The sequence below is a fragment of the Cellvibrio sp. GW822-FHT04B05 genome, from assembly GCF_058800985.1.
This window is the reverse complement of sequence record NZ_JBXAMU010000005.1, coordinates 21312-43272: the sequence shown is the minus strand read 5'-3', so window position 1 is coordinate 43272 and position 21961 is coordinate 21312. Positions and strand designations below refer to the sequence as shown.

The following is a 21961-nucleotide window of genomic DNA, read 5'->3' as shown; positions in this document are numbered from 1 at the left end:
GAATTGCCCCTTTATTTAGCGTTTATCCATCTTTAAAATGTGGCCACTCCATGACTCACCCGAAAATATTACTTGCGTCAAGCTCGCCCTATCGCCGACAAATATTAAGCAAACTGGGCCTTGGCTTTGCATGGGAAAGCCCGGACATAGATGAAAGCCCATTGGCCGGAGAGCCGCCCGCAGCTTTGGTACAACGCTTGGCCGAAACCAAAGCTCGCCACTTCACCAATCGCTATCACAACCATTTGATTATCGGCTCGGACCAGGCAGCTACAATCGACAACCGGATTCTCGGAAAACCCCACAACCACGACAAGGCCTTCACACAACTAGCCAGCTTCCGCAATCGCGAAGTCACCTTCATGACAGGATTATGCCTATTTAATTCTGCAACTAATCGAGCCCAAAGCAGCGTCGAAAGCTATAAAGTCAGATTCCGCAATCTCACCGATACCCAGATAGAAAATTACCTACGCCGCGAACAACCTTACGATTGCGCAGGAAGCTTCAAATCAGAGGGATTGGGGATTTGCCTATTCGAACAACTTGAGGGAGAAGACTTCAACACATTAATAGGCTTACCCTTAATTGCCCTCACCAGAATGCTAGCCAATGAGGGGATGGATCCGCTCAATCAGGCGGTCAGTTTTTTCCAGCCAAGCAATTGATCAAATTGATCCAGGCATAATTCGGGCTGATAACTATGGAGGCGCTCAATATGATGGGCGCCATAACTAACGGCGATGCGCGGCATATTAATCCGGCGCGCCATTTCCATATCGTACTCTGTATCGCCAATCATGACCGCCTCACACGCATCCGTACCAAACTCACGCAGAATTTCATCAAGCATAAGAGGGTCAGGTTTGGAGGCAGTCTCATCAGCACATCGGGTAGCATGAAAATAATCCGTGACACCCAGAACACTGAAAATACGATCCAATCCTTTGCGACTCTTGCCCGTGGCAATCGTCAATGTGTGCCCACCAGCCTTAAGCTGATCTAACGTTTCCATAACTCCCGGAAAAAAGTCCGATGGGCGAGCCTCATCAAGGGACAAAAAGTGACTCGCATAGGCTTCGCGCAAACGCTGACGCTCAGGCAAATCAACATCGGGATACAATCGGTGAATCGCTTCCGGCAAACCCAGTCCAATAATGTTATGGATATGGTGATCATCCAGCGGGTTCCACCCCATATCGTGCGCAGCAAACTGCATCGCCTTGGTGATTTTGGCTTTTGAATCACTCAGGGTGCCATCCCAATCAAAAATAAACAGCAATTACACTCTCCACAGACTAAATCGCAGACAACTTACTCAAGGGAACAGACAGGTCAGGCGGCAAGGGAGCATTCACATGTGTAAGCTCCTCAGCTTCAGGTAGATAAAAAGAGAGGGCCGACGCATGCAAAAACAATCGTTTTATCCCCCGCCCGCGCATCACTTCGTTGACATCATCGTCACCATATTTTTCGTCACCAACAAGACTATGCCCCGCATATTGGGCATGTACGCGAATCTGGTGGGTACGACCAGTGATAGGACGCGCCTCCACCAAACTGAAACCATCGAATCGCTGCAGCACCTTAAATTCGGTCAAGCTCGGCTTACCCTCAGGATGAACCCGTACCACCCGCTCACCACCAGCAACCTCTGTTTTTAATAAAGGCGCATTGACCTGATGCGTACGCTTCGACCAATCACCATTCACCAACGCCTGATACACCTTGGTAATACCACTTGCGCCAGCAGATTTTTCCCGCAATGCAGCCTGCAAGTGGCGCAGATAGCTGCGCTTTTTGGCCACCATAATGCATCCGGATGTATCGCGATCAAGACGATGTACCAACTCCAAATGCCGTGCCTCGGGACGCATCTGGCGCAAGGTCTCAATCAACCCGAGCGTAATACCGCTACCACCATGCACGGCAAGACCAGGCGGCTTATTGATAACCAGCAATCCGTCATCCTCAAATAAAATCGATTTGGCGAGCAACGACATCATTTGATTGCTGGCTTTAGCCTCAGTGCCAGCCTCAGCGGTCCTGATAGGAGGGACCCTGACAGAATCCCCTGCCATCAATTTATATTCAGGCTTTATCCTTCCTTTATTAACACGCACCTCGCCTTTGCGAATAACATTGTAAATTTTCGATCTAGGCACGCCCTTAAGACGCGCAATCAGGAAGTTATCAAGGCGTTGACCAGCCTGATCCTCATCAATCGACAGGACCATTACTTGTGCGAGCGATGTAGATTCAACAGTTTGGGGGGTATTTTCCGCAGGTATTTTCATAGCCGCCATAATACCCGATACCGTCGGATAACCGAACCAGCAGTTCTATTGGCGATACCAAAAACTTATGTAAATCACTGATTTAATTGCTGCATCCGGGCAGAACTGCTATATTCAAGGAGCTGATACAGGCTGGTTTCCGGATAGCGTGCAAAAGACAGGCGCATCATTAGGAAATACCGCTGACAGCAAGAGCGCCAGCTTTGACACATTATTAACGTGTAAAGCTCCTGCTCTTGATGACACTGACAATGGTAGAACGCGCGCAAAGCTCGCCAACTATCCTAACAATCGCGTCAACCAACGTTGCACTCATTGTTAACACTGTTTTTGTTTTGCTGAACTCAAGAAAGCTCTATTTGTAAATTCCGGATAACCCCGCCCGCACACGATGCAGCATAATTATCCGAAGCTAATTTTGCAGGTTGCAAATTTAATCTTGTGGCTTAACTACTAAAGCTAACCACCTGATTGAGAAGCCGATTTGAAGATCGATTATCTTCAAGACTCACGCTCGATCAACCGAGATCAATGAATGAACAACCCGGTCGTAACAGGATGGAATACCGCCTTGGCCGAACACGAAAACAAGCACTACAAATAGGAAAGCCGGGCATGCCCGGTGAACATGAATGAGCCAAATGGGCCATCTGGATTTTACAGGCTAGTTATTGCAGACGCTGCAAAGCGATAATACTGCGTAGCCGACAGGTAACCCCACCAACCGCTAGTGCGAGCCCAACTTAATGGGTAGCGCGTTAGTCCACAAGGTTGCGCAAAACATCGCCGTGTTGACCTTGATTGTCGCGTCAGTCCGATGCACACAGACAATTAGGTAACACATGAAAAGAATGCTTATTAATGCAACTCAACCGGAAGAGTTGCGCGTAGCTTTGGTCGACGGCCAATGGCTATACGATCTGGACATAGAAAATCGCAATCGCGAACAAAAAAAATCCAACATTTACAAAGGTCGCATCACTCGCGTAGAACCAAGCCTCGAAGCTGCGTTTGTTGACTACGGTGCAGAACGCCACGGCTTCCTTCCTCTTAAAGAAATTTCCCGCGAATATTTCACCAAAAACTCTGGCGATTCAGACGGCCGCATCAAAATCAAAGATGTGCTGAAAGAAGGCACTGAAGTTATTGTTCAAATCGATAAAGAAGAGCGCGGCAATAAAGGTGCAGCCCTTACTACCTTTATCAGTCTTGCCGGTCGCTACCTGGTATTAATGCCGAACAACCCAAGAGCAGGCGGTATTTCCCGCCGCATTGAGGGTGAAGATCGCGCTGAGCTTAAAGATGCACTCGGCGAAGTTGAAGTACCCAATGGTATGGGTGTAATCATTCGTACCGCTGGCGTAGGTCGCAGTTCGGAAGAACTGCAATGGGACCTCAACTACCTGCTGCAACTGTGGGAATCCATAGCAACAGCGGCAAAAACCTCGCCTGCTCCTGCCTTTTTGTTTCAGGAAAGCAACGTCATCATCCGCGCCATCCGTGACTATCTGCGCCAGGATGTAGGCGAAGTCATCGTAGACAACAAAGAAGCTTTTGATTTGGCGGCTGGCTTTATCCAGCAAGTAATGCCGAACTACCGCAGCAAAGTAAAGCTATATCAGGATGATATCCCGTTATTTAATCGTTATCAGATCGAGTCTCAAATTGAGACCGCCTTCCAACGCGAAGTTAAATTGCCTTCCGGCGGTTCCATTGTTATCGACGCTACCGAAGCTCTGGTTGCCATTGATATCAACTCTTCACGCGCCACCAAAGGCGGCGACATTGAAGAAACTGCATTGCAAACCAATTTGGAAGCAGCCGATGAAATCGCACGTCAATTGCGCCTGCGTGATATGGGCGGCCTGATTGTTATTGACTTCATCGACATGCAACCCGTACGCAATCAGCGCGAAGTTGAAAACCGTGTGCGCGATGCATTGATGATGGATAGAGCGCGCGTACAGATCGGTCGCATTTCCCGCTTTGGCTTGATGGAAATGTCTCGCCAACGCCTGCGTCCGTCACTGGGCGAGACCCACTCAAAGATCTGCCCACGCTGCGATGGTGTAGGCAACATTCGCGGCACCCGTTCGCTTGCATTATCAATTCTGCGCCTGGTTGAAGACGAAGCGCAAAAAGAGCGCAGCGCAGAAATTCGTGCGATCTGCCCGGTGTCTGTAGCCACTTATCTTTTGAATGAAAAGCGCAAAACGATTTCCAGCATTGAGTCGCGCAACAATACCCGTGTAGTAATAGTACCCAGCGCTGAATTAATGACACCGCACTTTGAAGTTCAGCGCCTCCGTGACGATGACGAAGGCACCCTGGAAACCAGCTACAAAATCGTTGCACATACCGACGAAGCAAAAGCTGATGAAGAAGATTTCAAAGCCAAACCGTTCAACGCACCCAAGCCGCTGGTACAACCAAGCAGCCCAAGCCAACCAGCACCTGAACCGGTTAAAAAACCCGGCCTGCTGTCGCGCCTTATTGGCTCAATTAGCAGCATTTTTGGTGGCGAGAAGAGCGAAGAAAGCAAAGGTAAGCGCGAGCAAAAGCGTAGCGATAGTCGTCGTAGTTCAGGTCGCAACAGCCGTCGCGATGGTCGCAACAATCGTCGCGACAAAGACCGCAAAGAAGATCGCGAGATTATTGATAACCTGGACAATCGCTCGACCAACGAAGCAAAACCTGCACGCGAGCAAGACAAGCGTGATAGTGGTCGCGACGGCGAAAAACGCGATAACGTAAACCGCGAGAGCAATGAGCAGCGCAGACCGCGCAATAACCGCGACCAACAACGCGATCAGCAGCCACGCGATGCACAAGCTGGCGATGATGAGCCGCGCCAACAACGTAATCGCAATCAACGTAATGATCGCGACAACAATCGCCGCCAGCCAGTTAAAGAAGAGCCGGCAGTTGTGGAGACGGTAAACCTTGATGTGGCAATCCCCTTGGAAGATGGTGATGACCAACGCCCATCCAAGCGCCCCGCAGGTCGTCGCACCCGCTCACAACAACGTCGCCGTACCCGTCGCGATGGAACTGAGGGCGCAGAAAGCGAAATCGTAGCTAACGAGACTATTGAGCAAGAAATTGCATCTTCTGATGAGCCAAAAGTACTTAGCGAATCAGCACAGCTAGCACAACAAATTTCTGCGGCAATTGCCGAACATGCTCAACAAACTCAAGTGATCAAAACTGCCCCCGTTATCAACACAGAAACACCAGCGGAAAGTGACGAAATTGGCACAGAAGCTCTCAATACAATTGCAACCAGCTCAAATGAGTTGCCTGTGCTTTCGGAAACAGCGGCACCTGAGACAATAAAGCTCGAAATACCCAAGCAGGAATCAGCACCTTTAGCACCAGCAATCACTGAACCTACTGAAGCAACAATAACTTCAGAAATTGTGAGTGATGATGCAGTTCATACAGCGCCTATCAAAGAAGTTAGTGACCTGGAAATCGAGACAACAGAAAGAAAAACTACAACCGAGGTTAATATTGCTCAGCCAGCGAGAGCAAGCAATGATCCACGTAAAGCACCCAAGCCGGTAAATCAGGTAAGTATTATTACTGAAACTATTGAGAGCCAGGCATCACGTGCATTGGATACAAGTTTGCCACCAAGTATTGATCATAATCCTCGTCCTTTAAGCAGGCCATCGAACGATCCGCGACTCAATAAACGCAGCAATAACGATCAATAAGATTGCACCGTAAAACTCAAAAAGCCGAATTGGAAACAATTCGGCTTTTTTATGTTCAATAATTACAATTGCGCAAATTTGATTGTAATATTTGGCTATAAAAATAGTCATTTTCACTTGCCCAATAAAAAAACCTATGTATAATTTGCCGCACTCGGAAGGGTGGCAGAGTGGTTTAATGCACCGGTCTTGAAAACCGGCGTAGGTGCGAGCCTACCCAGGGTTCAAATCCCTGCCCTTCCGCCATATCAAAAAGGCGCTAGAGAACTCTAGCGCCTTTTTTTATTGTTAAGCCTTTTTCGTAGTAACGAAACATCTTTAGGCTTTTTAGGTCCAAGATTCATCCAATTAAAGAGAACCTGAATCCCACCCACAAGTAAATTCCATAATAGCTTGGCTTTATGATTGCTTATTTGTATTATCGCCCCAACTAAATGATTATATCTCAGTGATTAATGGAGGGTTTTATGCAAGAACTTTACGGTGTTCAAACAACTCAAGCACTAAGCCAAACAGAAACCAGCAAAGTATTGCGCAATACATACATGCTTCTTGGCCTCACCTTAGCATTTAGTGCTGCAGCTGCCGGGATTTCAATGGCGGCTGGACTTAGCCACGGCGCTGGTTTGATCATGAGCCTGATTGCTTTGGCACTTATCTGGTTTGTGCTGCCAAGAACAGCCAATTCAGCCACAGGCCTTTTAGTAGTGTTTGTATTCACTGGCCTTATAGGCGCAGGTCTCGGCCCAATCATCAATAAATATCTCTCCATGGCAAATGGTTCCACAATAATTATGCAAGCGCTCGGTGGAACTGCATTCGTCTTTGTGGGCCTTTCTGGCTATGTTCTTACCACTCGCAAAAACTTCAACTTTCTCGGTGGATTTGTTGCTGTTGGCATGATGGTAATGATTGCAGTAATGTTATTTTTATTAGGCGCCTCGTTCTTTGGCTATCAATTTTCCGGTTTACATTTGGCCTTCTCTGCCGGCATCGTTTTATTGATGTCAGCGCTCATCCTGTATCAAACCAGCGAAATTATCCATGGTGGTGAAAGTAACTATATTATGGCAACCACCAGTCTTTTTCTTTCAATTGTTAACTTATTTACAAGTTTGTTGCACCTGCTTGGCGTAACAAGTGATGAGTAAGTATAGTGTTGAATGAACTAAAGGCTCCCATTGTGGAGCCTTATTTTTTGGTAGTACTTACATTATGATTTTCTCGCTAGCTGTTTATTCAGCCCCCTACTCTTCTCAGGCAAGCTACAGCGCCTATCAGTTTGCCGTAGCAGTGTTAAGCCAGGGGCATCGCTTACACCGCATTTTTTTCTATCAGGATGGAGTTCATAACGCAACCAATCTGGCAGCCCCACCGCAAGATGAGTTTAATTTGCAACACTCTTGGCAGGCCTTGGCAAAAAATCACAATCTTGATCTGGTTGTATGCATAGCGGCTGGATTACGCCGGGGAATAATGGATAGCGGTGAAGCAAACCGTTATAACAAACCTTCACATAACATTGCAGAAGAATTTACCATTAGCGGTCTGGGACAATTAATTGAAGCTGCAATTGTGTCAGACAGATTAATTAGTTTTGGTAATTAAGATGCAAAAGAAAATCTTAGTCATTAGTCGTCACGCTCCGTACGGCAATAGTACGGCGAGAGAAGCGCTAGACACAGCATTAGCAGCCTCAATTTATGATCAGGATATAAGTGTGCTATTTATGGATGATGGGGTTTTTCAATTATTAAAAAATCAGCGCAGCCAATTTATAGACCAAAAAAACATTGCATCCACTCTTCCTGCACTATCACTGTACGGTATAGAGAATATATATGTGCATCAGGAATCTCTGCATGAAAGAGCAATAAGCATTGAAGAGCTTGTTCTTGATGATATAAAAACGCTAAATAATAATGGTGTAAAAAACTTGTTAAGCAAACAGGATCATCTCCTGGGTTTTTGATATGAGCACACTTCACACAATTAACAAATCTCCCTACACAAATAATGCCCTCAGCTCCTGCTTGAGAGTATGTACGGTAGATGATGGAATTTTGTTACTTGAGGATGGCGTTTTTGGCGCAACCTCCTCTGCACCAACTGCCAATGAACTACAATCGCTTATAAAAAATGGAATTAAGGTTTTTGCTTTAATAAATGACCTTAAAGCGCGAGGACTGGAAGAAAAGCTGGCCTCCAATATCGAGCCCATTGATTACAATACATTTGTTCAATTAACCCTTGACCACCACCGTGTTCAAAGCTGGTATTAAGATGAATACCAACAATCAGAAAGTTGCCTTTGATAAAGATGGTTATCTAATTGACTCAAATGAGTGGAATTCCGAAATAGCTTATGAGATAGCAGAACAAGAAAATATTTCTCTCACAGCAGCGCACTGGGAGATTATTAATTTATTGCAGGACTTTTATCGGGAATTTGAAATTTCGCCGGCAATGAGAGCACTCGTAAAATACACCGAAAAAAAACTCGGACCTGATAAAGGAAAGAGTATCTATCTACTGCAACTTTTTCCTCCAAGCCCGGCTAAAATCGCAAGCAAAATTGCAGGCTTGCCGCGCCCAACCAATTGCCTGTAACAATTCAATATCAGAGGTAATAAAAAAGGGGCAGAAGCCCCTTTTTTATTTTTTGTTAATCAGGCTGCATCTATTGATTTAATAGTGCCTTTGGGCAAAACGGCATGAACTGCTACCTTTTGGAACTTAAGTTCCACATTGTTGCCGGTCTCGATCACAACATAATTTTCATCAACCTTGAGAATCTTACCCAGCATACCACTAGTCATTATTACCTCATCCCCTTTACCCAAGGCAGAAACCAAATTCTGATGTTCCTTCTGGCGCTTGCGTTGCGGACGAATAATCAGCAGGTACATAAATAGGAACATGCCACCAAACATCAACAATGTAATCATTGGGTTGCTTTGTTGAGCTGGCGCTGCCTCAGCCTGAGCCATTGCGGATGCTATAAAGAAACTCATGGAACTAACCTCGTAGAATAAAAAGCGCTAACTTTACCTGTTTTGAAAGAAGCAGGCAATTAGCGCTCTTGATCTATAAAGGATATGTTGCTGGAACGAACTAGGCGTAATCCCGGAATAGCTTTCTGAAAACACTGGGAGACAAACTGGTCCAACGTTTAAAAGCATTTGTGAAGCTGGTGCGATCCGAGAAATCCAGAGCCTTGGATACTGTATCAACACTCATATGCTCATCAATCAAATACTTAATTGCATAGTGGAAGCGTAAAATATCGCGCAACTGTGCAAAATTTGCGCTTTGCTGCTGCAAACGGCGCTGCAAAGTTCTTTTAGAAAGCTTCAGATCTTCAGCAATGCGATCAATAGAAAGGTCATCGCGCCCAACTCTTTGCTTTAAAGCGTCAATAACACGGGCGGATACCCCTTCAAATTTGGGAATATCAGCCATGGCAAGGTATTCTTCGTAGGATCGGACTTCCGACCCTTCAAATGAGTTTTCAGAAAAGTGTTCGCTGTTACGGTAAATTCGCTGTAATTGGATCATCCAGGCGTCTCCTTTGCCAATCAAAGGCATTTATGAAATCAGTCAGGAGTGTTTTCCTTGGTAGTACAAAATATCAAGAACCCTCCCTGAGCCTTGCAAGTGACACTCAGCTATGGAGCGATTATAGACGAACTTCGTTTGAAACAAAGAGAAATGCGTATAATTTCCATTCAAAACACTCTTTTTTTATCATAAGAAATTATATCAAAAATAGTTTAAATGCCATTGCGCAGAATACCAAGTACATCTTGATCGTGGGTCTTGGTGTTCACTTTATCAACAATGTATCTCAGGCGCCCTTCCTTATTGATAATAAAGCTGGTTCTTAATATCCCCATAAATTCCTTTCCCATAAATTTTTTTAAACCCCATACACCATACTTTTCAGCAATCGCATGATCTTCATCTGCTAATAGATCGAAATTCAATGCGTATTTATCGACAAACTTTTGCAACTTTGCTGGTGCATCAGGGCTCACCCCTAACACCACCGTTTCAAGTGCATCGAAATCTGCACGATGATCTTTGATGCCGCAAGCCTGAACAGTGCAGCCAGGTGTGGATGCCTTAGGATAAAAATATAACACTACATTCTTTTTACCTTTGTAATCCTTTAACTCCACATCAACACCGGCTTGATTTTTAAGTGTAAATGCAGGGGCAAGATTACCAATTTTAGGAAAAGACATTTTTTACACAACCTTAGGATAACCAATTAAATTACTGAATATATCTGAATTATTTGATGTTGACAGAATGACACAAATTTTACAGTACAATACATCATTCATCATCTGGTCCAAATGCTCCAAACAATGCATCTTTTTCTTCTGGTGTCACAGTTGTGCTCACATCAGAAGCTTCAATAATGGGACCTTGTACGCAATTGCGGCCAACATGTTTTGCACGGTACAACCAACTATCGACACGTTCAACAAAGCCTTGCGGGCTATCACTATGATCACCCCGAAATTCGTCAACACCCAAGCTGGCAGTAACTGTTATGACATCGTTTGCATTCACCAGGGGCGTGGAGGCAATGATTTCACGTAGCCGCTCGGCAACAATCATTGTGTGACGCAAATCGGTATTGGGTAACAAAATCACAAATTCCTCACCACCGAATCGGCAAGCGAAATCCAGTTTTCGAATTGTCAGGCCAATCAATTCTGCAATATGCGATAGCGCACGGTTACCGAGTTCGTGCCCCCACCGATCATTAAACGCTTTGAAATGATCGATATCTAAAAGAATTAATGAAAGAGGTTGGAATGAACGGCGAGCACGCTCCATCTCAAGTGGCAACACCTCCGAGAAAAAACGAAAATTATAAAGCCCGGTCAGTGCGTCAGTGCGTACTTGCTCTTTGAGCAAATCAACTTCTTGCCGCAAGGTTTGAAGTTCTTGGAGAAATTGGCAAGGAATATCACTAAGCGGACATGACTGTGAAGCAAAATCTGAAGGGGATACAGGAGAATCCATAAACGTTGCTTTGTTCGGTAAAGGAATAGGTAAATTGCTTCAAGTCTAGACGATATATCCGGTCACCACCAGAAAGTATTTCTAGCTAGCCATCAATAAAAAAGCCGTGGAAAACACGGCTTTTTAGTATCAATCACGATAGATTTTTAACAAATCACCGTAGTGCTCAATTCTTCTATCCCGCAGATATGGCCACATCCGCCGGACCTGTTCACTACGATTCATATTAACGGTAACAACATGTGTTTCCTCCTGATCAACGCTCGCACTGAACAAAAACTCGCCCTGTGGTCCGGCAACAAAGCTGCTACCCCAAAAATTCAGACCAGCGCCATTAGCCGGGTCAGGTTCATGTCCTACGCGGTTAACACTGACGATGGGTATACCGTTAGCAATCGCATGGGCCCGCTGAACGGTAATCCAGGCATCGCGTTGACGGACTTTTTCCTCTGCATCCTCGTCAGGACTCCAACCAATTGCCGTTGGATAAATTAATAACTCTGCTCCTGCCATTGCCATCAGGCGTGCAGCCTCTGGAAACCATTGGTCCCAGCATACAAGAATTCCTAATTTTCCTAACGAGGTTTGAATTGGATGAAAACCTAAATCGCCAGGAGTGAAATAAAACTTTTCGTAATAGCCGGGATCATCCGGGATGTGCATCTTGCGATATTTACCAGCAATACTTCCATCGCGCTCAATCACAACAGAGGTATTGTGATGTAAACCCACCGCTCGCTTTTCAAATAACGAAGCAACAATGACGATATCCAATTCTTGCGCAAGCGCACCTAAAGCCTGAGTGCTTGGTCCAGGAATCGTTTCAGCCAAATCAAAATGCGCCGCTATTTCCTGTTGGCAAAAATATAATCCGCGATGCAACTCCTGCAGCACGACCAACTGTGCACCCTGCTTTGCAGCAGTACGAATTTGCGCAATAGATTTAGCAAAATTTGCATCCACATCGGCAGTACATGATTGCTGCACCACACCAATCTGAAGTGTTTTTGATTTGGCATTTTCTTTAGGATTTGAATGTTGCATTACAATTTCTCCAATACGCCTTCAGGTAGCTGCATAGTGATGCAATGCAAGCTGCCACCTTGTTCGATTAAAGACAAACAAGGAATACCAAAAATTTCATACCCGGGAAATGCTTGGGAAACAACTTCCAATGCATCTTCATCCATCGGTAAGTTATAGATGGGAACTAGCACTGCTTCATTGATAATTAAAAAATTAGCATAGGTAGACGGGAGACGAGCATCACTTTCATCACTCAACACTACTCCTGCCCAGGGTAGCGGCAATAACCGATAAGGTTCACCCTCAGCATTGGTAAACGATTGCAGTTGAGCTTCCATTTTTTTCAGCTCCGTATAATGCTCATCCTGATCATCATCACATGCGGTATAAATAATTGTGTTGTTTGGGCATAAGCGTGCAAGTGTATCTATATGACCATCAGTGTCATCGCCCGCAAGGTAACCATGATCCAACCAATTTATTTTTTGAACACCAAATTCAGCAATTAAGCGCGCCTCTACGTCAGCTTTTGATAAATTTGGATTACGATTTTTATTTAGCAAACAGGAGGATGTAGTCATCAAGGTACCCTGCCCATCTACCTCAACTGATCCACCCTCCAAAACCCAATCTTTAGTTTCAATGGTGGCGTAAGGAAATGCTCTTTGTGCAAATAATTGAAGTGAAATTCGATTATCAAGATCATGTGGAAACTTATTTCCCCAGCCATTAAATTGAAAGTCCAGTAACTTAAAACCTTCCGTTGTTTTGACTGTTATTGGGCCATGATCACGCGTCCAACTATCATTGCTGGCGCATGGATATAAATGGATATACTCCAATGGTGCGCCCATAGCTTCCAAACGAGCACGCACCTCCTCTAACTGTGCTTCCGGCACAGCAATAATCACATCGGCATAATCACAAATGACCGTCGCCAATGCTTCATATAATTCGACTACGTCATCTAAAATCCAATCCCACGGCGAATTTTTATGCGGCCAGGTCAGCATAACGGCATCTTGTGGTTCCCATTCAGCAGGCAAACGTTGACTTGTCATAAAATTTCCTCAATAAATGCAAATGGCCAGTCTTTATACTGGCCATTATAAACAAACATGTTCGAGCAATATATTACCGCGGAGAAATAGTCTCTTGGGCAGGTAATATAATCACCTCTTCCGCACTGGTAGTAGAACTCTTATTCAATGTTTTTTGTGTTTTTATGATCTGCTCTCCTACCTGTAAAATGGCTGCAATAACCCGGGAGGTAGATTGCCCCTCAGTCGTTATCGATATATGCAACTGGATATAAAAACGTCCTTCCTGAGCGACATTTATCGTTAGAGGAACCACATATTCGCCATTATCTGCCAATACAAATTCAAAGTGGTTGACCGGCGAAATTATCGTGGCACCTTCACCGACAGATGCAACGACCGTCATTTTGCCCGAATGATCAGATGATATTAATGAAAGGTTGTAGTCGTATACTCCCGGGGCAGATTCATATAATGGTGTGGAATCTTTTAAACTAACTGAGGCTCCCGGTTTAACACGCTTATAATCTTGCCGGGGTGATTTTACATTTTCGGTTGATGCAGTGCTCGTTGTTTCAACCATGGAATTAGCATCTACTGATTGGAGTTCAGATCGACAGCCATTCAAACTAATCAAAGCAAGAACTATTGCCAGTATTTTTTCATAACTTATAAATTCGTTGTTCAATGTTCGGCCTCCGGTTTAATTGATGCGCTCTGCACGCACATCAAAACACGCAGTAATTTCACCAATGCTTTCGTTGTACTTTGCTCTATCATCTACAAGTTCAAGCACATAAGTATCTGCTGATAAGAAACGAAGCAGGCTCTCCTGATCAATCACCGCTCCTTCTGCATAAGCCACCAGTTTTCCACGACGGTAAAGATAAATATCGGGATCTGAACTACCCGAGTCATCGCCGACTTCCTGAACACTGATCTGATAAGTTCCTGGTGAAGTAATATCCAATACAAGGAATTGGGCTACAGCCAACTTGTTATAGGCACCAAAACGATTAGTGCTACATACATTGATAGGAGTATTATTTGTCTGCAACATTTTATAAACAGGCAAACTGTCTACATAACCACCACTATTACTTTCACCTTCGCCAAAGGCGTTAGTGGTCTCTATATTTTGCTCATATAAAAGATTATTGAAGCTTGTAATATTTTCCGGTGCGATTGTTCGTAGTTCATTAGCAAATGCATAAATCGAAATCATTGCAGAATTAGTCGCATACCCTGGCGAATTTATCACATTAAAAATATCGCCAAAATTTCGCTTATTAGCGTAAAAATTATAAAGCACCGACTGTATAGAGGCCTCAGAATACCAACCACGGACACTGTGGGTTTTACGGCCAACATCACTAACAAAGCCTTTAGTTTGACCTGCACCACTAGCATCGCGATACGCAGGATCATCCAACATCATCGCCGAAAAAGCGTTGGCAAAACCTTCAGACATAGCAACACGCATATCCAGCTTGTCGCCATACATATGATCGCCACCAATTGAGTCCGAACGCGAAAACTGACTTTCGAGATAGTGCCCCCATTCATGCAATATCACATGGCGATCATATTCATCGGTATCATTATTCTCGTCACCTAATATATAGATCGCTGAATCGCCATAAAAACTGGTACCTATTTCGCCCAATGCCAAATTACCATCGGCTGCTTTGTTCTTAACACTCCAGCGCAGTTCCAGCGGTGAAAAAGCCAGACTATGATTAACCGCTGCTATCCGTTCCAATCCATCAAACACCGCATCTAAAATTGCAAAAGGTGCAGCAACACGTGGCTGGGTATAGCCGGTTCCAGTCCAACCTGATCCAGCATGCAAATTGCGTACAGCTGTTGCTTCACTTGCCGCTATTAAAGTGCTATCCATTACATACAACTTATTGCCATCAGTATTATCGGTAACTTTGAAATTCCACGTGGGTAATTGTGTGCGTAACAACTGTGCTTTAACACGAACCTTTACAGGTTTGTTGAGTTCAACATCAAAACTGTAATTACCAAGATTATCGGTATTGGCTATGGCTAAAACGAGATTATTATTATCCAGCAATTCAATCAATAACCCTCGTCCAGCTCGTACTGCAACCGCAGAATAATTCAGACCAATTTTATTATCGTTATGGGGAACAAAATCGTAAGTCACTCGCCCCGTCAGGCTGACATTCGAGGGCGTGGAGGAATGTGCTAATGAAGAAGATACTGTTACCGATACTGCGACTTTGCTACTTGCTGGCGAAGGGGTGAGCGAATTGCCTTTGCTGCCGCCCCCACAGGCGAGCAACGCCATGCAGCAGCACACCAGGATTAGCAATCGCATGCAAGAAACCAATATCGTTGAGATTGTCAGCCTGCCTTTCAGCCCCATTGAATCATTACCTTTTTGATTATCACAATGTTGTGATGAACAGATTACAACAAACATAGATAAGATCACCTTGGAGCACAAAAATGAGGCTATCGATAACAAGGTCTTGTACCTATAATGGCGCTCTGGTTACCGGAGGCTCTATGGGTAAAATTCTGTTATTTGCAATCATAGTGACGCTAATTATCATTGGCAGTGCGCGCTATAAGAAAATGGATGAGGCACAAAAACGCAAAGCCTTAAAGTATATAGCGGCAGGCGTATTTATTTGCGTATTAATCCTACTGGTTTTAAAAGGCGCAATCCCCTGGATAGTCGCCGCATTGGGGACAATGTTCCTGTTTATCCGCAATGCTTATAGCTTGATTAGCCACATATTGCCTTACTGGTTGCAGCGCAAAAATGCGCAGCAGAATAGCCAGCCCCAGGAACCACCAAAATCAACTTCAATGCCTATGGAAACCCAGGAAGCATTAGATTTACTTGGTTTATCGGGCAATATAACCAAGGGTGAAATTACTGAGCCTATGATCCAGGAAGCACATCGCAGGCTGATTCAAAAACTCCATCCTGATCGCGGTGGCAACGATTATTTGGCAGCAAAAATCAATCAGGCTCGCGATCTGCTACTGGAAAAAATCAATCACTCATAACTGGAGCTTTTAGCAACAGGTGCACATAACGTCCTAATGAGCGATAGGGTTCTTGTTGTGAGAATGCTAACTCCAGTTGCAATAGCGTCTGCGGCTCACGTTCACGATGCTCCTCATTGAAAATATAGTCGTGAAATACTCGAATACCGCTATGGCTGAGTGGTTGTAATTGTAAATCGGCCACCCAATCCAAGACTTTTTGCGGTTTGAGCGGGTTGATCGGCGTTAAGCTGCCACGTGAACCACCATAATCTTTATCAATGATTTTTTTAAAATTTGTTCGTAGTAAATTTTTGTAAATCAATGAATGAATATTATAAAAAGTAAGTGATAAATAACCTTGCGGCTTAATATAATTTAGCAGGCAAGGCAGTAATGATTGAGGTTCTTGCATCCACTCCATTACCGCATGGCAAATAACAAAATCAAATTGCTGCTGATAGGTAGGTAAATGGTGCGGTAGATCCTGTATCGCACAATGAATTAACTGCACACGATCTATCAATCCCAATTGTTCAACCTGTTCCCGGGCTAAATTAAGCATTTCCGCTGAAATATCGCAAATAACAACGTTATGACCAGCTTGCGCCAAGCGCAATGAAAACTGTCCTTGCCCCCCGCCAGCATCGAGGATTGTCCAATGCTCCTCTGCTTCACCAAAGGGGGCGATGGGCAAATGCTCAGTACAATCGCGCTCCAAAACTGCAAGGCGAATATCGCCTTTTAACCCACCGTAGATATTTTTCTTAAAACGTTTTGCAAGATCATCAAAATTGCGATCCTGACCGGTTGATTCTTTTACCATATAATTCTCTGTACCCACCCAAAACATACTGCTGCCATATGACCCTACCCAAGACCTCACCAACACACTGGTTTGTCTACATGATTCGTACCAGCGATGAACAAGTGTACACCGGAATCACGACAGATATGGCACGTCGCTGGCATGAACACGAATCAGGCAAGATGGGCGCGCGCTATTTTCGCGGGCGCAAACCGGCGCAACTTTGCTATTTGGAGACCGATCATAATCGGTCCACTGCAAGCCAGCGCGAATGTGCCATCAAAGCCATGAGTGCCAGTGCAAAAAGACAACTTATCGCCCTGCAAACGGCCCGAACAAATACGATTATTGCATTACATCAATTAGAGGAGTTGCCTCATTGATCACAGCGCCGATCACAAAACGCCCTATTTGCGCCCACTGCAATAGACCCCGGCGCAATTGCATTTGCCATTTGATTACGGCGATTACCAACCAGGTTGACATCCTTATCTTGCAACATCCCGCAGAAACACAAAATGCCAAAAATACTGCAGGGCTTCTTCATTTAAGCCTAAAAAATAGCCAGATTGAGGTAGGAGAAACCTTCGATGACCAGATTTTGGATAGCTGGCTACATCACGAAGGAAAACGACCGCTTCTGCTTTACCCGGAAATTACTGAACATAAGGCATTAGGGCTGGCTACGCCGGCGCATTTGATAATCAATGATGTTGCCCTTAACCAATTACGCCTAGTGGTAATAGATGCGACCTGGCGCAAAAGTCGGAAGATGGTTTATCTCAATCCTGCCCTGCAAAGTCTTCCGCGCCTTACATTGGCCGAAACACCGGTATCTATTTACAAAATTCGCAAAGCACATAGCGAAAATCAGCTTTCCACGCTGGAGGCAAGTTGTTACGCTCTACAGCAACTGGAACAGCGGCAGCTCGACTATGCTCGGCTTTTAACCGCTATGAGTCTGTTCGTTGCGCAACAAAACTCTTTTGTTTCCCACTAAATCCATTTGCTCCCGATGAGAGAATTCCAAGCCTATGAGTTACCCAACGTTTGAATTACTGCGTAGCCAAACTATCGATGCGTTGAAGATCCGTGTTGAAGAATATCGACACAAAGTTACCGGCGCCCAGCATATTCATCTGGCTGCCGACAACAATGAAAACGTTTTTCTCGTCGCATTGCGCACAGTCCCGCATGACTCTACCGGCGTAGCACATATCCTTGAGCATACGGCCCTCTGCGGCAGCCAAAAATATCCTGTCCGCGATCCATTCTTTATGATGGTGCGCCGCTCACTGAATACCTTTATGAACGCCTTTACCAGCTCCGACTGGACTGCCTATCCCTTCGCCAGCCAAAACCAAAAAGATTTCAATAATTTGTTAGATGTTTATTTGGATGCAGTCTTTTTCTCACGTTTGGATGAATTGGATTTTGCACAGGAAGGTCATCGTGTCGAATTTGCGGAAGCTGATAATCCTGGTTCCGATTTGGTTTTTAAAGGCGTTGTATTTAATGAAATGAAAGGGGCGATGAGTTCTATCTCATCGCAGGTATGGCATACGCTGTGTAAATATCTCTACCCAACCACGACATATCATTACAACAGTGGTGGCGAACCAGAAGATATTCCCGATTTAACCTATCAACAACTGCAAGATTTTTATCGCACTCACTATCACCCAAGCAATGCCATCTTTATGACCTATGGAGATATTCCTGCTGCGGTTCATCAAGAAAAATTTGAAACCCAGGCATTAAGCAAATTTGAAAAGCTTGAAGAAATTATTGCTGTCGGTGATGAAAAGCGTTACCACGCTCCAGTAGCGGTAGAAGAAGCCTATCCTCTGGATGAAAATGATGCGGATGACATTGAAAACAAACACCATGTAGTAGTTGCATGGCTCTTGGGCAAAACCACCAATCTTGATGAATCGCTGGAAGCACAATTAATTTCCAATATTCTGCTCGACAACAGCGCATCGCCATTGCAACAAGCATTGGAAACCAGCGAACTCGGTCAAGCCCCATCACCCTTGTGCGGCCTTGATGACTCTTCACGCGAGATGGCATTTGTGTGTGGCCTCGAAGGTTGTTCATTAGAGAATGCTGCAAAAGTTGAAGCCATGATTTTGGACATCATGAAAAAAGTGGCAACCGAGGGTGTACCACAAGAACAAATTGAAGCTTCACTACACCAATTGGAATTATCACAACGCGAAGTCGGTGGTGATGGTTACCCCTACGGATTGCAACTGATCCTAACGGGACTTACGTCTGCAACACACAGAGGCGATCCTATCGCATTACTGGATATGGACGCAGCATTGGAAAACTTGCGCAGTAAAACCCGCAATCCAAACTTTATCCAGGAAACCGTGTATAAATGGTTAGTGGATAATCCCCATCGCGTACGCCTTACCATGCGCCCTGATTTACAAATGAGTTCACGTATCCAGGCAGCCGAAGTTGCGCGCTTGGCGCAGCTTAAAGCAGCATTAAGTGAAGAAGAAAAACAAAGCATTATTGCGCGCACCCATGCATTGCAAGAGCGCCAATTGCAGCAAGATGATGAAAGTATTCTGCCCAAAGTTGGCTTGGAAGATATACCTGCTAATTTGCATTACACATCTGGGACTTATGAATCTTTCAATAATTTCCCATTGCGTTGCTACAGCGCGGGTACTAACGGTTTGGTGTATCAGCAAATTACCTGCAAGCTGCCTGCCCTTACCGATGATCAAATCAGTCTCCTTCCGTTTTACAGTATTTGCCTCACTGAATTGGGCGCAGGTGATAAAGATTATTTGGCAACCCAACGCTGGCAGGCAGAAGTTATCGGATCAATTCATGCATTCAGCAGCATTCGCGGTGCAGGCAATGATGTACAAAATATCGATGCCTACTTAACGCTTTCGTCAAAAGCGCTGAGCCGCAATAGCGCTGCCATGAATGAATTAATGCAAGAAACATTACTCAAGGTGCGCTTTGATGAATTGGCACGTATACGCGAATTGATTGCGCAAAATCGCGCACGTCGTGAACAGAGCATCACTGGCCATGGCCATAGTTTGGCAATGACTGCTGCCTGTGCGGGTATGAGCCCGGCAGCAAAAGTGTCGCATCAGCTGGGCGGATTGGAAGGTATAGCCGCCGTCAAAACACTCGACAATTCTCTCGATGACGAAAAAAATCTGGCCAGTTTTGCTGCACAATTAAATGCAATTCATCAGTTGGTATTGCAAGCACCAAAGCAGTTTTTAATTGTGGGTGAAGAGGAACATTTGGCTACCTATCGCAATGACTTGCAAACACGTTGGCCCGAAGAAATTATTAATGGTGATTTTAAACCGTTTGATTTGCCTCCCGTCAGTGAAACTATTCGCGAAGCCTGGATCACTAATACCCAAGTGAATTTTTGCGCTAAAGCCTATGCAACAGTACCGAGTGAACATCCAGATGCCGCTGCACTGACAGTGCTGGGCGGATTCTTGCGCAATGGTTATTTGCACCGTGCGATTCGCGAGCAAGGCGGAGCCTATGGTGGCGGCGCAAGCCAGGACAGCAACAGTGCTTCATTCCGTTTCTACTCTTATCGCGATCCACGCTTGAGTGAAACATTAAGCGATTTTGACAACTCGCTGACCTGGCTGCAAGAAACCGATCACCAATGGCAAGCAGTGGAAGAAGCGATTCTCGGTGTTATTGGCAGTATTGATAAACCCGGTTCACCGGCAGGCGAAGCAAAATCAACTTATCAGGCTGAGCTTTTTAATCGTACCCGTGAAAAACGCGAGCTATTCCGCAATCGCGTTTTAGCAGTTACAGCTGAAGATCTGAAACGCGTAGCAGGTATTTATTTGATACCGGAAAAAGCCAGCATTGCACTGGTTACCCATGCAGGTCATAAAGAGTTAGCAGAAAATATGGGGCTAACAATCAAGACCTGTTAATACAAAGGTCAAACGAAATGTGCCGGGGCGCATAGTTTTCCCCCGGCCACATAGTTTTCCCTTCTAAAGTCATCTAGTATTGACACGTAACGATTCAATAACAATTCCTACAATAGCATTGAAGCTTACCAACAATTATGACCATCAACCCGCTGGAATACAGCGCCGCTTCCCATCCGGGATTAATGCGCGACAATAATGAAGACTGTTTTCTCAGTCGGCCTGAACATGGGCTTTGGTTGGTTGCTGATGGAATGGGCGGTCATGAAGCTGGCGAAGTGGCAAGTGCGATTGTGCGCGACACCATTGAGCAAGAAACTGACGAAAATCCCAACGCATCCCTCCTTGATACCATCCAACACGCCCACACCACAATCCTTACTTCCGCCGCAAAAGGCATAGGTGCACCCGGCATGGGTTCCACTGTAGTTGCCCTGAAAAGCAATTCAGAAAATTACCAGATCGCTTGGGTGGGTGATAGCCGGGCCTATTTATGGACCCCCTCGCGCGAGGGTGGCCGACTGGAGCGATTGAGCACCGATCATTCTTACGTGCAAATGCTGGTGGAGACAGGGGTAATACGGGCGGAGGATGCCGAATTTCATCCTGAAAAAAATATCATTACCCAATGCCTGGGAATGCAGGAACTCCCGCAAGTCAAAGTAGACTTCATTGAGCACCAATGGCAAAAAGACCAGTGGATATTGTTGTGCAGCGATGGCCTGACTGACGAGGTGAATGACAAAACCATCGCGCAAATTTTATTTGAATCCAATGATTGCCTGGCAGCGGTAGATCAATTACTCCACGCAGCGTTAACCAGCGGTGGTCGCGACAACATTACCTTACAGATTATTGAATCACCGCTACGCAATAATCCGTTGCGCAAAGGCCTGTGGCAATGGGTGCCCTACCTCACCGGCAAAACACTGGTAGATGCCTGGATTTTCGGTGCTGCGCTTGCATCGCTAATAGGGCTCTTGTTTTATGTAATACATTTTTAACGGTTCCTGACAATACTGAACAACGGCAAAAATTAAATTAAAGA

General features: G+C 45.1%; 24 protein-coding genes and 1 tRNA gene. 14 read left to right on the top strand and 11 right to left on the bottom strand.

Annotation, left to right across the window (positions count from 1 at the left end):
* The first annotated feature begins 50 nt into the window (after positions 1-50).
* Positions 51-668, top strand: a complete 618-nt coding sequence (locus tag AC1RJL_RS15965) for a Maf family protein (protein ID WP_492915805.1) — start codon at positions 51-53, stop codon at positions 666-668.
* Here AC1RJL_RS15965 and AC1RJL_RS15960 read toward each other — a convergent pair.
* Complete coding sequence (locus AC1RJL_RS15960; RefSeq protein ID WP_492915803.1) at positions 635-1282, bottom strand: HAD-IA family hydrolase; 648 nt, start codon at positions 1280-1282, stop codon at positions 635-637. The two genes, AC1RJL_RS15965 and AC1RJL_RS15960, sit on opposite strands and share 34 nt — an antisense overlap.
* Before the next feature lie 16 nt (positions 1283-1298).
* A complete protein-coding gene (rluC, locus tag AC1RJL_RS15955; RefSeq protein ID WP_492915800.1) occupies positions 1299-2297 on the bottom strand; it encodes a 23S rRNA pseudouridine(955/2504/2580) synthase RluC in 999 nt (332 codons plus the stop codon).
* A gap of 842 nt (positions 2298-3139) precedes the next feature.
* On the opposite strand from rluC, the gene rne reads away from it, so the two are divergent.
* The 7 genes from rne to AC1RJL_RS15920 all read left to right on the top strand — a co-directional run bounded on the left by rne (position 3140) and on the right by AC1RJL_RS15920 (position 8626).
* The gene (rne, locus tag AC1RJL_RS15950) at positions 3140-6016 is read left to right on the top strand and encodes a ribonuclease E (protein WP_492915798.1); all 2877 of its coding nucleotides are present in this window, start codon (positions 3140-3142) and stop codon (positions 6014-6016) included.
* A gap of 156 nt (positions 6017-6172) precedes the next feature.
* Positions 6173-6262, top strand: a tRNA-Ser gene (locus AC1RJL_RS15945).
* 221 nt (positions 6263-6483) lie between these two features.
* Positions 6484-7167 carry a Bax inhibitor-1 family protein gene (locus AC1RJL_RS15940; protein WP_492915796.1) on the top strand — a complete coding sequence of 228 codons (684 nt, stop codon included), beginning with the start codon at positions 6484-6486 and terminating at the stop codon, positions 7165-7167.
* Between the two features lie 64 nt (positions 7168-7231).
* Positions 7232-7624, top strand: a complete 393-nt coding sequence (tusD, locus tag AC1RJL_RS15935) for a sulfurtransferase complex subunit TusD (protein WP_492915794.1) — start codon at positions 7232-7234, stop codon at positions 7622-7624.
* A gap of 1 nt (position 7625) precedes the next feature.
* Positions 7626-7988: a sulfurtransferase complex subunit TusC gene (gene tusC, locus AC1RJL_RS15930; RefSeq protein ID WP_492915792.1), complete on the top strand. Its 363-nt coding sequence runs from the start codon at positions 7626-7628 to the stop codon at positions 7986-7988.
* 1 nt (position 7989) lies between these two features.
* Positions 7990-8298: a sulfurtransferase complex subunit TusB gene (gene tusB / locus AC1RJL_RS15925; RefSeq protein WP_492915790.1), complete on the top strand. Its 309-nt coding sequence runs from the start codon at positions 7990-7992 to the stop codon at positions 8296-8298.
* A gap of 1 nt (position 8299) precedes the next feature.
* The gene (locus AC1RJL_RS15920) at positions 8300-8626 is read left to right on the top strand and encodes a TusE/DsrC/DsvC family sulfur relay protein (protein ID WP_492915788.1); all 327 of its coding nucleotides are present in this window, start codon (positions 8300-8302) and stop codon (positions 8624-8626) included.
* A gap of 59 nt (positions 8627-8685) precedes the next feature.
* Here the strand turns inward: AC1RJL_RS15920 and yajC are convergent, their stop codons facing one another.
* The 8 genes from yajC to AC1RJL_RS15880 form a co-directional block, all read right to left on the bottom strand.
* Positions 8686-9030: a preprotein translocase subunit YajC gene (gene yajC, locus AC1RJL_RS15915; protein WP_492915786.1), complete on the bottom strand. Its 345-nt coding sequence runs from the start codon at positions 9028-9030 to the stop codon at positions 8686-8688.
* Positions 9031-9130: 100 nt separating this feature from the next.
* Complete coding sequence (locus AC1RJL_RS15910) at positions 9131-9574, bottom strand: helix-turn-helix domain-containing protein (protein WP_492915784.1); 444 nt, start codon at positions 9572-9574, stop codon at positions 9131-9133.
* Between the two features lie 215 nt (positions 9575-9789).
* Positions 9790-10263, bottom strand: coding sequence for a thioredoxin-dependent thiol peroxidase (gene bcp / locus AC1RJL_RS15905; RefSeq protein ID WP_492915782.1), 474 nt, complete (start codon positions 10261-10263; stop codon positions 9790-9792).
* Between the two features lie 94 nt (positions 10264-10357).
* The gene (locus tag AC1RJL_RS15900; protein ID WP_492915780.1) at positions 10358-11056 is read right to left on the bottom strand and encodes a GGDEF domain-containing protein; all 699 of its coding nucleotides are present in this window, start codon (positions 11054-11056) and stop codon (positions 10358-10360) included.
* Positions 11057-11185: 129 nt separating this feature from the next.
* Positions 11186-12100: a carbon-nitrogen hydrolase gene (locus tag AC1RJL_RS15895; RefSeq protein ID WP_492915778.1), complete on the bottom strand. Its 915-nt coding sequence runs from the start codon at positions 12098-12100 to the stop codon at positions 11186-11188.
* The gene (locus tag AC1RJL_RS15890; protein WP_492915776.1) at positions 12100-13143 is read right to left on the bottom strand and encodes an agmatine deiminase family protein; all 1044 of its coding nucleotides are present in this window, start codon (positions 13141-13143) and stop codon (positions 12100-12102) included. The genes AC1RJL_RS15895 and AC1RJL_RS15890 overlap by 1 nt, the downstream gene beginning before the upstream one ends.
* 73 nt (positions 13144-13216) lie before the next feature.
* Complete coding sequence (locus AC1RJL_RS15885) at positions 13217-13810, bottom strand: hypothetical protein (RefSeq protein WP_492915774.1); 594 nt, start codon at positions 13808-13810, stop codon at positions 13217-13219.
* Positions 13811-13825: 15 nt separating this feature from the next.
* Entirely contained in the window at positions 13826-15298 is a 1473-nt protein-coding gene (locus AC1RJL_RS15880; protein ID WP_492915772.1) for a hypothetical protein, read from the bottom strand.
* Between the two features lie 28 nt (positions 15299-15326).
* On the opposite strand from AC1RJL_RS15880, the gene AC1RJL_RS15875 reads away from it, so the two are divergent.
* Together AC1RJL_RS15875 and AC1RJL_RS15870 are read left to right on the top strand one after the other, a co-directional pair.
* Positions 15327-15539, top strand: a complete 213-nt coding sequence (locus tag AC1RJL_RS15875) for a hypothetical protein (protein ID WP_492915770.1) — start codon at positions 15327-15329, stop codon at positions 15537-15539.
* A gap of 124 nt (positions 15540-15663) precedes the next feature.
* Entirely contained in the window at positions 15664-16173 is a 510-nt protein-coding gene (locus AC1RJL_RS15870; RefSeq protein WP_492915768.1) for a J domain-containing protein, read from the top strand.
* On the opposite strand, the gene AC1RJL_RS15865 is transcribed toward AC1RJL_RS15870, so the two are convergent.
* Positions 16160-16978, bottom strand: coding sequence for a methyltransferase domain-containing protein (locus AC1RJL_RS15865; protein WP_492915766.1), 819 nt, complete (start codon positions 16976-16978; stop codon positions 16160-16162). The genes AC1RJL_RS15870 and AC1RJL_RS15865 overlap by 14 nt on opposite strands.
* Before the next feature lie 38 nt (positions 16979-17016).
* On the opposite strand from AC1RJL_RS15865, the gene AC1RJL_RS15860 reads away from it, so the two are divergent.
* From AC1RJL_RS15860 to AC1RJL_RS15845, 4 genes are all read left to right on the top strand, one after another.
* The gene (locus AC1RJL_RS15860; RefSeq protein ID WP_492915764.1) at positions 17017-17343 is read left to right on the top strand and encodes a GIY-YIG nuclease family protein; all 327 of its coding nucleotides are present in this window, start codon (positions 17017-17019) and stop codon (positions 17341-17343) included.
* Positions 17340-17960: a tRNA-uridine aminocarboxypropyltransferase gene (locus AC1RJL_RS15855; RefSeq protein ID WP_492916592.1), complete on the top strand. Its 621-nt coding sequence runs from the start codon at positions 17340-17342 to the stop codon at positions 17958-17960. The genes AC1RJL_RS15860 and AC1RJL_RS15855 overlap by 4 nt, the downstream gene beginning before the upstream one ends.
* Before the next feature lie 34 nt (positions 17961-17994).
* Complete coding sequence (locus tag AC1RJL_RS15850; RefSeq protein WP_492915762.1) at positions 17995-20913, top strand: insulinase family protein; 2919 nt, start codon at positions 17995-17997, stop codon at positions 20911-20913.
* A gap of 137 nt (positions 20914-21050) precedes the next feature.
* Positions 21051-21917 (top strand): PP2C family protein-serine/threonine phosphatase, encoded by an 867-nt coding sequence (locus AC1RJL_RS15845; RefSeq protein WP_492915760.1) that lies wholly within the window; start codon positions 21051-21053, stop codon positions 21915-21917.
* Positions 21918-21961: the final 44 nt, after the last annotated feature.